Source organism: Streptomyces sp. B5E4 (genome assembly GCF_039871555.1).
Lineage (GTDB): Bacteria > Actinomycetota > Actinomycetes > Streptomycetales > Streptomycetaceae > Streptomyces.
The window spans coordinates 1-12397 of record NZ_JBDPMI010000020.1; the positions used below are offsets into that span (position 1 = coordinate 1).

Sequence of the window (12397 nt, forward strand, 5' to 3'; positions counted from 1 at the left end):
CGACCCCGGCCCCGACCACCCCGGCGCCCACCCCGACACCGACCCCCACGCCGACCCCGACCCCGACGCCCACGGACGACGACACGGGCGGCGGCACCACGGCCGGCGCAGGCGGCTCCTTCCCCCAACTCCCCTCCGCCTGACCCCGGATCAGCCCCGCACGCCCTCAGGGCCCGGCGGGAGGCCCGGCGGGAACCGGGCGGGTCCCCGGCCTGCGGAGGGGCGGGCGGCTCAGCCGTAGCCCATCGCGTGCAGCCGGTCGTCGTCGATCCCGAAGTGGTGCGCGATCTCGTGCACCACCGTGATCTCCGTCTCCGCCACCACGTCCTCCCGCGACTCGCACATCCGCAGCGTCGGCCCGCGGTAGATCGTGATGCGGTCCGGCAGCACGCCCGCGTACCACTCGCCGCGTTCCGTCAACGGCGTGCCCTCGTAGAGGCCGAGCAGGCCGGGGTCGTCCGGCGGCGGCTCGGGTTCGACGAAGACCGCGACGTTGTCCATCAGGCGGGTCAGTTCCGCCGGGATCCGGTCGAGCGCCTGCGCGACCAGTTCCTCGAACTCCTCGTTCGACATGTCCAGCACATGGCCCATTCTGCGTCAGGCCGCGGAATACCGACGGGTCACACCGGGCATACGTTGCGAATGGCCCGCGAAGTGCCTTTTGCGGTCTCGCCCGTCCGCGCCCTGTTCGAGCGGCTCCGCCGCGCGCCCGCCCGTGTCCGCCGCCTCTCCGCCGCCGTCCGCCGACTGGCCGACCGGGCGTGGCGGGCGGGGCGTGCGCGGCAGGCACGCCCCCCGCGCGCGCCCCGGCGCCGCCGGGTCGAGCCGTCTCTCGTCCACCGCCCCCACCCCTCCGCGCGCGCCCTCGGCCTCGCCTCCGTCACGGTCGTCGGGGCCGGGCTCGGACTGCTCGTCGTCGGCGGGGTCGAGACGTCGGTCGGGCCCATGGACACCCGGATGGCGCTCACGCCGTCCGTCACCGGCGACACCCGCATCAGCGTCTCGCCGCTCGGCGCCATCGACATGGACAGCCACGACGCCCTCCTCCGCCTCGACGTCGAGGTCGAGCGGCTCGACCCGGACCGCTCCCGCGCGCTCGTCGCGCACCCCGAGGAGTTCTCCGGGCTGGAGGACGAGGTGGCCGCCGACATCCGCAACAGCACGTTCGATCTGGGCGTACGTTCCGGCGGTGCGGCCCTCGTCGGGGCGACCGCGCTCGGGCTCACCGTCTACCGCACGCCCCGCCGCGCGCTGGCCGCCGGCGGGCTGGCGCTCGCGCTGCTGGCCGCCTCCGGCGCCGCCGCGTTCGCGACGTGGAACCCCAAGTCCGTGCTGGAGCCGAAGTACTCCGGGCTGCTGACCAGCGCGCCCAGCGTCATCGGCGACGCGCGCAGCATCGTCACCGAGTTCGACGTGTACCAGCAGGAGCTGGCCCGCCTGGTCACCAACGTCAGCAAGCTGTACGACGCCGCCTCCACCCTCCCCGCGTACCGGCCCGACCCCTCCACGGTCCGCTTCCTGCACGTCTCCGACATGCACCTCAACCCCGCCGCCTGGGGCATCATCCGCTCCCTGGTGGACCAGTACGAGCTGGACGCCGTCATCGACACCGGCGACACGATGGACCACGGCTCGGCCGCCGAGAACGTCTACCTCGACCCGATCGCCACGCTCGGCGTCCCGTACGTGTGGGTGCGCGGCAACCACGACTCGCTCACCACCCAGGCCGCCGTCGAGCGCCAGAAGAACGCGCGGGTCGTGGACGACGGCGAGTCGGTGGTGGTGGCGGGGGTGCGGATCGCGGGCATCGGCGATCCGCAGTTCACCCCGGACCGCTCCGTCGCCGCGGCCGGCGACCCCGCGGAGACGGCGGTCGGCGAGCGGCTGGCCGCGGCGCTCGCCGACCTGCGGGACCGGGGGCGGCCCGCGGACCTGGCCGTCGCGCACAACCCGGTGGCGCTGGAGCAGGTCGACGGCCTCGTGCCGCTGGCGCTGGCCGGCCACCGCCACCACCGCAAGCAGCACGACCTGCCCGACGGCACGCGGCTGATGGTCGAGGGCTCGGCGGGCGGCGGCGGGCTGCGTGCGGTGGAGGACGACGTACCGGAGAAGGTGAGCGCGTCCGTGCTCTATCTCGACCGGAGTACGCGCAGGCTGCAGGCGTGGGACGAGATCACGCTGGGCGGGCTGGGGCTGACGTCGGCGGAGGTCAGCCGCCATCTCGTCGAGGAGAACCGGCCCGGTGGCGCCGAAGGGGCGGACCCGTCGGGCGCCCCCGGCGAGGACTCTTGACAGCCCTCCCTCACAAGAATTAACTCAACCAGACGCGAACCAACAGAGTGCAACACGTCAGTTCATCGGTTCCTCCTGCTCATCCGATGTGTAAGGAGCACCCGTGCCCATCCTCGGCCCGCTGGGACGGCGGCCGGCCGGCACCATGCTGACCGCGTTCACTGTCCTGGCCACTGCCTGGCTGTCGCCCGCCGCGGCGACACCCCTATCCGACTCCCCGACCCGTACGGCAACGACCTCCGATGTCTGGAGCGTGGCCGCACCACAGACCAACAAAGATCAACTCACCGCCGACGTCGTACGCGACGACTCCACCGGCGCCCTCTCCCTGACCGTGCGGCGCGGCGAGGACGACGTCCTCCCCGACTCCCCACTCGGCCTGCGCACCGAGGACGCCGACCTGACCCGCGGGCTCGAACTCCTCGGCCGCGACGACCGCAACGTCCGCGAGCGGTACGAGATGACCTCCGGCAAGCAGCGCCGCGTGGACTCCCCGATGACGGAGTCCCGCTTCGCGCTGCGCGGCGACGGCGGCGTCCGCATGGACCTCGTCGTCCGCGTCGCCCGCGACGGCGTCGCGTTCCGCTACGAACTGCCCGACTCGAAGGGCACCGTCGTCACCGGCGAGGCGAGCGGCTACCGGCTGCCCGCCGACGCGCCCGCCTGGCTGCTGCCGCACACCTCCTGGTACGAGGAGGTACGCGGCGAGACCACCGCGGGCGGCGCCCCCGCCGACGACTACGGCTACCCCGCGCTCTTCGAGGTCGCCGCCGACTCCGCCGACGAGTACGTGCTGCTCACCGAGTCCGGCATGGACTCCACGTACCCCGGCAGCAAGCTCGCGCACGCCGCCGGCGGCGGCGCGTACGACGTCGCGCTCGCCGAGGCGGAGGTCGTCTCGCCCGGCGATCTGGTGACCCCGTGGCGTACGGCGATCATCGGGGACCTGGCGACCGTCACCGAGTCGACGCTCGTCAGCGACCTCGCACCGGACGCCGAGTTCTCCGACACCTCCTGGATCCGCCCCGGCACCGTCTCCTGGTCCTGGCTCGTCGAGCACGACAGCCCGCGGGACTTCGAGCGGCAGAAGGACTACGTCGACTACGCGGCCGCGCACGGCTGGGAGTACACGCTCGTCGACGAGGGCTGGAGCCGCGAGTGGGTGCCGGAGCTGGTGCGGTACGCGCGCACCAAGGGCGTCGACGTCCTGCTCTGGTTCCGCTGGTGGGAGGTCGACACTCCCGAGGAGATGGACACCGTCTTCGGCGAGCTGAACGACTGGGGCGTCAAGGGCGTCAAGGTCGACTTCATGAACTCCGGCGGGGGCGAGCCCGAGGGCGTCGGCAGGCACGCCTGGTACGAGGACGTGCTCGCCGCCACCGCCGAGCACAAGCTGATGGTCAACTTCCACGGCGCGACGCTGCCGAAGGGCCTCCAGCGCACCTGGCCGCACCTGATGACGTACGAGGCGGTGCGCGGGCACGAGTACTACTCCTTCAACCAGCCGCTGACGCCCACGTACAACACGATGCTGCCGTTCACCCGGAACGTCGTCGGCTCCGCCGACGTCACGCCTGCCACCTTCTCCATGACCAACAGGACGCACAGCGACGCGCACGAGCTGGCGCTGCCCGTCGTGTACGAGTCCGGGCTCCAGCACCCCGCGGACAGCCCGGAGACGTACGCCACGCTGCCCGAGGCCGAGCGGGTGCTCGACCAACTGCCCACGGTGTGGGACGAGACCCGCTACCTCGGCGGGCGGCCGGGCGACGACGCGGTGCTGGCGCGGCGCGCCGGCGACCGGTGGTTCGTCGGCGGCATCCACGCGGGCGCGGCCGGCACCGCCGAGGTGGACCTCGGCCGGCTCGGCGCCGACGACGGCGAGCGGCTGCTCGTGGAGCTGGTGACGGACGGCGCGGACGGGCTGGCCCGCGAGACCCGCAGGGTCGACGCCGACGCGCGGCTGACGGTGCCGGTGGCGGAGAACGGCGGGTTCGTGGCGCAGGTCTGCGCCGCCGAACGCGGCCGGACGACGTGCGACGAGCCGGTACGGACGACGCCGGCGACCGGGCTCGCGATCACCCCGGACACCTCGACCGTCGCGCCCGGCGACGAGATCGAGGTCACCGGCCGCTTCGCCGCCGCCGACGGGGAGTCCGCGACGCTGTGGAACGTCACCCTCGGCGCCCGGCCGCGGGCCGGCTGGACGGCGGCGGGCGAGGACGTGACGCGCCCGGCGCTGCGGCCGGGGCAGGCGCTGTCGGGGACCTGGACGGTGCGGGTGCCGGAGTCGGCGGAGCCGGGGTACGTGGACGTGCCCGTCGTCGCGCAGTACCGCGCGCCGGGGGCGGGTCCCGCGGAGCCCCGGGTGCACGTCGAGCAGGCCGTACGGGTGCTGGTCGCCCCGCCGGTGCCGCAGGGCGACGCGCACGTCGGCGACCTGCACCTGCTCACGGCGACGAACGGCTGGGGCCCGGTCGAGATCGACACCAGCGTCGGCGACGACGGCGCCGGCGACGGCGCGCCGCTGACCGTCGGCGGCACGACGTACGCCAAGGGACTCGGCGCGCACGCACCGTCCCGCGTGACGGTCTACCTCGGCGGCGCGTGCACCTCCTTCGCCGCGCAGGCCGGCGTGGACGACGAGGTCGGCGACCGCGGCTCGGTGAGCTTCCGGGTCCTCGGCGACGACACGGAGCTGACGGCGACCGGCACCCTGCGCGGCACGGACGCCGCACAGCCGGTGACGGCGGACGTGACCGGCGTGGACCTCCTCACCCTGGAGGTGGCGGACGGCGGCGACGGCATCAGCTACGACCACGCGGACTGGGCGGACGCGAAGGTCGCCTGCGGCTGAGTGGCACGACCCCCTCGCGGCCCGGCGGACCTGTCCGCCGGGCCGCTTCACGTGCCGGGAGGCGCCGGGAGGTGGACGGGCCCGCAAAGCCCGTTCCTTACCGGGGAGTCGAGAGCAATGCACTTTTCTCCTGGCGATTCCCCTTCCACCGGGGCAAGCCGGGCACAGACGTCGGAGGGCTTCAGAACACCGCACTGGCGAGCACCACATGGACCGCCGTGCCGCCGAGTATCGACAGCAGCACATTCCGCCGCCACAGATGGACGGCCACGGTGGCGGCCAGCGCGAGCACCGTCGGCCACGCCGCACCGGGGTCGCGCGGCGTGAGAGGGCGCAGGGTGTAGGCGGCGAGGATCACCATGACGCCCACGGGCATCGCCGCGTCGAGGTACGCCACGAGCGGGCTGGACCGCAGCGGCGCGAGCGCGGCGAACGGCAGGGCGCGCAGCGCCCAGGTGACGGCGACGGCGACCGCGACGGCCGCGAGCAGGTACCCGGCGGCGGGAGTGTCAGGCACGTGCGTCCTCCCGGCGCCGTTCGACGGCGTAGCGGGCGAGGAGCGCGGCGGCGAACAGCACGAACGCGGCGAAGAGTTGCCCGCCCGGCACGGCGAACCGCGCCGCCAGCGCGCAGCTCAGCGCCAGCGCCGGTACGGCGAGCCCGGGCCGGTCGCGCAGCGCGTCGAGGGCCAGCACGGTGAAGAGCGCGGTGACGGCGAAGTCCAGTCCCTCGACGCTGGCGGGGACGGCGGCGCCGAGCAGCGCGCCGGTCGTGGCGCCGCCGGCCCAGTAGAGGTGGATGAAGACCTGGAGCCACAGCACGCGGCGCCCCGGATAGGACTGCGCGGCGGGGTGCGCGGTGACGGCGTACGCCTCGTCGGAGAGCGCGAAGGTGCCGTACGCCCTGGCCGCGCGGCCGCGGAGGCGGTGCAGGGGGAAGGACAGGGCGTAGAAGACGTGCCGGAAGTTGACCGTGAACGCCGTCAGCGCGATCTGCCCGAGCGGCGCCGCGGCCAGCACGAGGCCGAGGAAGAGGAACTCCAGCGAACCGGCGTAGATCAGGCCCGAGAAGACGCTCGCCCACCACCAGTCCAGGCCCGAGTGGACGACGAGGACGCCGAACGCGACGCCCATGGGAAAGGCGCCGAGCCCGACGGACCCGGAGTCGGCGAGCGCCCGGGAGAGGTCGGCGCGTAGCTGGTGCGGCATGCGTCGATCCTAGAAACATATGCGGCTCATATGGTTGCGGATTGTGGCGCTAAAGTGAGGTTATGGGCAATGAAAGAAAACTTGACGAGCTTGACCGCGAAATTTTGCGCCAGCTCCAGCAGGACGGCCGGCTGACGAACGTCGAGCTGGCCCGCCGCGTCGGCCTCACGCCGCCGCCCTGCCTGCGGCGGGTGAAGCGGCTGGAAGAGGCCGGGATCATCACCGGCTACCGGGCACGGGTGAACGAGGAGGCGGCCGGGCGGGGGCTCGAAGTGATCGTCTCCATCGAGGTGTCGGTGAGCGACCTCGACACCCTCGCCGGGCTGGAGGCGACGATCCGCGCGTACGACGAGGTGGTGGAGTTCCGGCGGGTCTTCGGTACGCCGGACTACTTCCTGCGGGTGCTGGTCGCGGACTACGCGGCGTACGAGCAGTTCCAGACCGGGAAGATCATCGGGATCCCGGGCGTCGCCCGGGTCATCTCGCAGCCCACGATGAAGAAGATCAAGGTCGTGGATTGATTTCCCGGCGCGCCCGCTTTCGTCAAATAAATGGCCTGACAGGGAAATGAGCCGGGAAATCGAATTCCATTCGTCGGATCTCTTGCTCCCCGACTGACGCCCGACTACGTTACGGCTCGCGTCCCTTGGCGCGGCACCTTTCGCCGCCGCCGGGAATTCCCCCACCGCAGACCCGAACGTGAGGTAAGCCCTCGTGACGATCTCCAGACGCAAGCTCGTTCTCTCCGGCACCGCCGCCTCCGCCGCGGCCGCCGGCGGCGTGTTCTCCACCCGGCTCGCCGGCGCCGCCGAGGAGCCCGCGGCGGCCGCGAAGACGGGCGCGCGGCCCGCGGCGAGCCCCGTCGGCGACGTGGTCGGCAAGGTGACCGTCGGCTACCAGGGCTGGTTCGCCTGCCCCGGCGACGGCGCGCCGATCAACGGCTGGTGGCACTGGAGCCGCGACATGAGCCGGCCGCCGTCCCCGGACAACACGACCATCGCGTCCTGGCCGGACATGCGGGAGTACACGCGCACGTACCCCACCGCCTACGCGAACCTCAACGGCGGCGGCCCGGCCACCCTGTTCTCCTCCTGGGACGACCAGACGGTCGACACCCACTTCCGCTGGATGGCCGAGAACGGCTGCGACACCGCCGCCCTGCAGCGCTTCAACCCCTTCGGCGGCGAGGGCGCCACGCGCGACGGCATGGCCGCGAAGGTGCGTGCGGCGGCGGAGAAGCACGGCCGGAAGTTCTACATCATGTACGACGTCACCTCCTGGACGCAGATGCAGTCCCAGATCAAGGAGGACTGGACGACGAAGATGCGCGCGTACACCTCGTCGGGCGCGTACGCGAGGCAGAACGGCAAGCCGGTCGTGTGCATCTGGGGCTTCGGCTTCAACGACGACGGCCGCCCCTTCACGCCGGGACCCTGCCTGGACGTCGTCAACTGGTTCAAGAACCAGGGCTGTTACGTCATCGGCGGCGTACCCACGCACTGGCGCACCGGCCAGTCCGACTCGCGCCCCGGCTTCCTCGACGTCTACCACGCCTTCCACATGATCTCGCCGTGGATGGTCGGCCGGATCTCCGACGTCGGCGGGGCCGACCACTTCTCCCACAACGTCAACGGCCCCGACAAGGCCGACTGCGACGCCCACGGCATCGACTACCAGCCGTGCATCATCCCCGGCGACCTGCAGAGCGGGCATCGCGCCCACGGCGACCTGATGTGGCGGCAGTTCTACCACCAGTGCCGACTGGAGGTCGCCGGCTTCTACATCTCGATGTTCGACGAGTACAACGAGGCCAACCAGATCGCCAAGACCGCGGAGAACGCGGCCCAGGTGCCGTCCGGCTCCGGTATCCGGGCGCTCGACGAGGACGGCACGTCGTGCTCCTCGGACTACTACCTGCGGCTGACCGCGGACGGCGGCCGGATGCTCAAGGGCGAACTCGCCCTCACCCCGGACCGGCCCACGCCGCCCCGGCTCTGAGCGCGCCCCGCCGGACCCGCCGGTACCGCCCCCGCGGGCGGGTCCGGCGGGCGCCCCTGTCCGCGCGCCCGCGCCCGTGCGTCCTGGTGCCGGGCTCCGGCGCCGTGCCCCGGTGCCGCGGCCCGGCGCCCGCACCACCCGAGTCCCTTCGTCGCACGAACGACCTTCGAGGTGAGTGGACATGTCCGGAGGCGTCACCCGCAGGACCACCGTGAAATCCGCGCTCGCCGCCGCGGGCGCGCTGACCCTGGGCACCCCCGCCCTGGCGTACGCCGCCCGCCGCGCGGCGGCCGACCCCGGCGCCGCCTGGCGCCTCTGGTACGACAAGCCCGCCGCCGACTGGGAGCGCGAGTCACTGCCGCTGGGCAACGGGGCCTTGGGCGTCGGGGTGTTCGGCACGCTCGCCGGCGAACGGCTGACGCTCAACGAGAAGACGCTGTGGACGGGCGGCCCCGGCTCCGGCGGCGGCTACGACTTCGGCAACTGGCGCGATCCGCGGCCCGGCGCGTTGAAGGCCGTGCAGGACCGGCTCGACGCCGAGGGGCAGCTCAGCCCCGAGACCGTCGCGCAGCAGCTCGGCCAGTCCAAGCACGGCTTCGGCGCGTACCAGATCCTCGGCGAGCTGCTGCTCGACCACCCGTCGGCGCCCGGCGGTCCCGACGGCTCGTACTGGCGCGACCTCGACATCGCCGAGGGCGTGGCCGCCGTCGCGTACGCGCACCAGGGGGCGGACCACCGCCGGGAGTACTTCGTCTCCCAGCCGGACTCGGTGGCGGTGGGCCGGCTGACGGCGAGCCAGCCGGGGCGGGTCACCGCGGGCTGCTCCATGTCGCAGCAGATCGTGTACGACCTGCTGACCAACACCCTGGAGGCGGCGCAGACCCTCGGCGACAGCCCCGACTTCCGTACCCGCTTGGAGCAGTCCCTCGCCGCCCTCGACCCGGGGCTGCGGATCGGGTCGTGGGGCCAGTTGCAGGAGTGGAAGGCGGACCTGGACGACCAGAACAACGACCACCGCCACGTCTCCCACCTCTTCGCCCTGCACCCGGGGCGGCATCGCGGAAATGCTGCTGCAAAGCCAGCACGGCCCCATCGAGGTCCTGCCCGCCCTCCCCGGCGCCTGGCCCTCGGGTTCGGTACGCGGCCTGCGCGCCCGCGGCGGCGCCACGCTCGACATCACCTGGGCCGAAGGGCGGGCCACCCGCATCGCCCTGCACGCAAGCCGCACGCGCCCACTCACCCTGCGCAGCGACCTGCTCCCCGGCGGAGAACAGGTCATCGACGCGGTGGCGGGCCAGACGTACACCTTCGGCTGAACCGGCCGCGTGCCGCCCGGGCCCGCGATGTGCGCCGCGGGTCCGGGCCCCGGGGGGGGGCGGTTGTCAGGCCGTTTCTTTCCAGCATTGCGCCCGGCGTCTTTTCATTCCCCTGACAATTCACCAGGGCCTTTTACAGGCACGCAACCAAGAGAAGGAAACGGGGCGTTGACTTAATAACACACCTGGTTTTACATGTGCGGCACCGAGCTGGACAGGAAGGCCACGCCATGCACCCCCACAAGCAGGCGACCGTCACCGCTGCCCCCTTGCCTTCCGCCGCGCTACCCGCCACCCGGCCCTCCGCCGAGGAGACCGGGCTGCTGCGGCAGTGGGCGGCCGAGGGCGGGGCGCTCGAACTGCGGGCCAGGATCGTGCTGCTGGCCGGGCAGGGCATGCGGGACACCGACATCGCCCGGCGGCTCGGCGTCTCCCGCCAGACCGTCGGCGCCTGGCGACACAAGTGGGCGGACGAGGGCATCGCCGGGCTGCGGCACCGCGCCCGCCCCGGGCGGCCGGCCACCGTCGACGAGGCGGAGGTCATCGCCCGTACGCTCCTCGCCAGCGACGGCGCCGCCGCCTCCCGGGCCGTGGGCCGCGAACTGGGCCTGTCCCACGCCACCGTCGCCGCCATCCGGCGCCGCTGGTCGGACCACCCGCCCGCAGAACCGCCGCTGCCCGGCTCCGATGTCTGGGTCGTCGGCCTGTACGCGGACGCCCACGGCGCCGTGCTCCTCGCCGGCGCCCGCCCCGGCTCCGCGGCGCAGCCGCGGCCCGCTGCCAGCGCCGTCGGCGCCGACGTGCTCGCCCGGCTCGACCGCGCCTGCGACGCGCTGCCCGGCACCGTCGCCTCCAGCCGCCCGCCGGCGCCGCACCGCGCGCTCGCCGCGTTCCTCACGAAGGCCCGCAGTCGGCATCCGCGTATCGAGCTGCACGCGCTGACGCTCTGGACCGCGGGCCCCGCGGACGACCACCCGCACCCCTTCCCGCCCGCCGCACCCGCGCACGCCGCCTCCCGTGCATCCGGCCCGGCGACCGCCCCACCGGCCGCCCCGCCCGCGGCCCTTCGCCCAGCCGGCCCGGCGACCGCCCGCGCGGCCTCCCCCGAACCCCCGCAGCCGCCCCCCGTCATCCGCCCCGAAGCCTCGCCCCCCGCCACCCTCCACCGCATCCCCGCCACCTGCACCTGGCGCAGCTACCTCCGCGCCCTCGTCGCCCTCGACAGCTCCCGCCACCCCGAGTCCTCCCGCCGCGTCTACCTCGATCTCGCCGGCGCCGTCGAGGCGTACGCCCGGCGCCCCGCCGGCGAGCCACTGCAGTGGCTGCGCGAGTCCATCGCCAGCCACGCCGCCCGGCCCCGCCCCCGAAGCCGCTCCGGGGGCGGGGCGGGGGCGGGGCGGCGGGAGGCCGCCGGGGGCGCGAACCACATCGACCTCGGCTCGTTCAACGAGTGCGTCGTCATCGAGGCCGTCCGCCTCGCCGGCACCGTGACCCGCGGCGAGATCGCCCACCGCACCGGGCTGACCCAGCAGTCCGTGTCCCGGATCGCCCGCTCGCTGCTGGCCCGCGGCATCCTCGTCGAGGAGAACCGCCGCCAGGCGACCTCCGGCAAGCCGCGCACGCCCGTGCGGCTGCGCGGCGAGGCGGCGCACGCCGTGGGCATCCACATCGACCCGGAGGTCTTCACCGCCGTCGTCATCGACCTGGACGGCGCCATCGTCGCCGAGCGCACCCGGCCCGTACAGCCGACCGCCGACCCGGACGTGCTGGTCAGGCAGGTGGCCCAACTCGGCCGCGGCGTACTGGCCGACGCCCGCGGCGCGGTACGGCCCGGGGGCTTCCTCGGCATCGGCGTGGCCGTCCCCGGCCCCGTGGACACCGACTCCGGCACCGTGCTCGACCCGCCGCTGATGTCGGTGTGGACGGACCTGCCGCTGCTCTACCTCCTCAAGGACCACTTCCAGTGCCCGCTGATCATGGAGAAGGACGCGGCCGCCGCGGCGGCGGGCGAGCGGTGGATCGGCCGCGACCGGCGCGCCCGCGACTTCGCGTACGTCTACCTCGGTACGGGCGTGGGCTCCGGCCTCTACCTCAACGGCGACCTGCACCGCGGCACCAGCGCCAACGCCGGCGAGTTCGGCCAGTTGTGCGCCGTCGCGCTCGGCCGCACCGAGCCCGGCGGCCGGCCCGAGGTGCTGCCCGAGTGCAACCCCCCGCTGGGGCTCTCCCGGCTCGCCGCCCGGCACGGCTTCCCCCTCGACGCCGCGCTGGCCGGCACCACCGCCGGCTACCGCGCCGTCACCGAGGCCGCCGCGGCCGGCGACCCGGCCGCCACCGCCGCCGTACGGGACCTGGCGCGGGCCGTCGGGCAGGGCACCACGAGCCTGGTGGACCTGCTCGACATCGACCTCGTCGTCCTCGGCGGGCCGTTCTTCACCGACCCGGCCGCCCCGCTGTACCTGTCCCACATCGGCGAGATGGTCAACGACTTCCCCACCGCCCGCCGGCTGCGCCACGTCGACGTCGAGCGGTCGGTGCTCGGTCCCGAGGCCGCCGCGGTGGGTGCCGCCTCCACGATCTTCCACGCCGCGTTCACGCCGAGGCTGCGCGGCGGGACGGCCCTCAGGGCCCTGTGAACCGTACGACCGGGGGCCCCTGTGCCCTCGTACGAACCGTCACCGCTCACGTACCGGGAAGGAACCCGATGAGACGCACCCCCCACCGCC

The 12397-nt window shown here is 73.8% G+C and carries 8 protein-coding genes and 1 pseudogene; 6 read left to right on the forward strand and 3 right to left on the reverse strand.

Annotation, left to right across the window (positions count from 1 at the left end; translation table 11 throughout):
* Positions 1-231: 231 nt before the first annotated feature.
* Positions 232-582 (reverse strand): metallopeptidase family protein, encoded by a 351-nt coding sequence (locus ABGA99_RS23500; protein WP_347575009.1) that lies wholly within the window; start codon positions 580-582, stop codon positions 232-234.
* 60 nt (positions 583-642) lie between these two features.
* Here ABGA99_RS23500 and ABGA99_RS23505 point away from each other — a divergent pair, with 60 nt between their 5' ends.
* Positions 643-2292: a metallophosphoesterase gene (locus ABGA99_RS23505; protein WP_347583379.1), complete on the forward strand. Its 1650-nt coding sequence runs from the start codon at positions 643-645 to the stop codon at positions 2290-2292.
* Positions 2293-2395: 103 nt separating this feature from the next.
* Positions 2396-5149, forward strand: a complete 2754-nt coding sequence (locus ABGA99_RS23510) for a glycoside hydrolase family 97 catalytic domain-containing protein (RefSeq protein ID WP_347583380.1) — start codon at positions 2396-2398, stop codon at positions 5147-5149.
* 181 nt (positions 5150-5330) lie between these two features.
* Here ABGA99_RS23510 and ABGA99_RS23515 read toward each other — a convergent pair whose 3' ends face one another.
* Both ABGA99_RS23515 and ABGA99_RS23520 read right to left on the reverse strand, forming a co-directional pair.
* Positions 5331-5666: an AzlD domain-containing protein gene (locus ABGA99_RS23515; protein ID WP_347575006.1), complete on the reverse strand. Its 336-nt coding sequence runs from the start codon at positions 5664-5666 to the stop codon at positions 5331-5333.
* A complete protein-coding gene (locus tag ABGA99_RS23520) occupies positions 5659-6357 on the reverse strand; it encodes an AzlC family ABC transporter permease (RefSeq protein WP_347583381.1) in 699 nt (232 codons plus the stop codon). The genes ABGA99_RS23515 and ABGA99_RS23520 overlap by 8 nt, the downstream gene beginning before the upstream one ends.
* Before the next feature lie 62 nt (positions 6358-6419).
* Here ABGA99_RS23520 and ABGA99_RS23525 point away from each other — a divergent pair, with 62 nt between their 5' ends.
* From ABGA99_RS23525 to ABGA99_RS23540, 4 genes and pseudogenes are all read left to right on the forward strand, one after another.
* The gene (locus ABGA99_RS23525; RefSeq protein WP_347583382.1) at positions 6420-6878 is read left to right on the forward strand and encodes an Lrp/AsnC family transcriptional regulator; all 459 of its coding nucleotides are present in this window, start codon (positions 6420-6422) and stop codon (positions 6876-6878) included.
* Positions 6879-7071: 193 nt separating this feature from the next.
* A complete protein-coding gene (locus tag ABGA99_RS23530; protein WP_347575003.1) occupies positions 7072-8355 on the forward strand; it encodes a glycoside hydrolase family 71/99-like protein in 1284 nt (427 codons plus the stop codon).
* Between the two features lie 181 nt (positions 8356-8536).
* Positions 8537-9671: pseudogene (locus ABGA99_RS23535) on the forward strand (glycoside hydrolase N-terminal domain-containing protein).
* A 230-nt stretch (positions 9672-9901) separates the two neighbouring features.
* Positions 9902-12307: an ROK family protein gene (locus tag ABGA99_RS23540; protein ID WP_347583383.1), complete on the forward strand. Its 2406-nt coding sequence runs from the start codon at positions 9902-9904 to the stop codon at positions 12305-12307.
* Positions 12308-12397: the final 90 nt, after the last annotated feature.

Excerpts from the sequence above, each read along its gene's own strand:
- ABGA99_RS23540 (WP_347583383.1), top strand. The coding sequence starts at position 9,902 with ATGCACCCCCACAAGCAGGCGACCGTCACCGCTGCCCCCTTGCCTTCC.
- ABGA99_RS23525 (WP_347583382.1), top strand. The coding sequence starts at position 6,420 with ATGGGCAATGAAAGAAAACTTGACGAGCTTGACCGCGAAATTTTGCGC.
- ABGA99_RS23505 (WP_347583379.1), top strand. The coding sequence starts at position 643 with ATGGCCCGCGAAGTGCCTTTTGCGGTCTCGCCCGTCCGCGCCCTGTTC.
- ABGA99_RS23520 (WP_347583381.1), bottom strand. The coding sequence starts at position 6,357 with ATGCCGCACCAGCTACGCGCCGACCTCTCCCGGGCGCTCGCCGACTCC.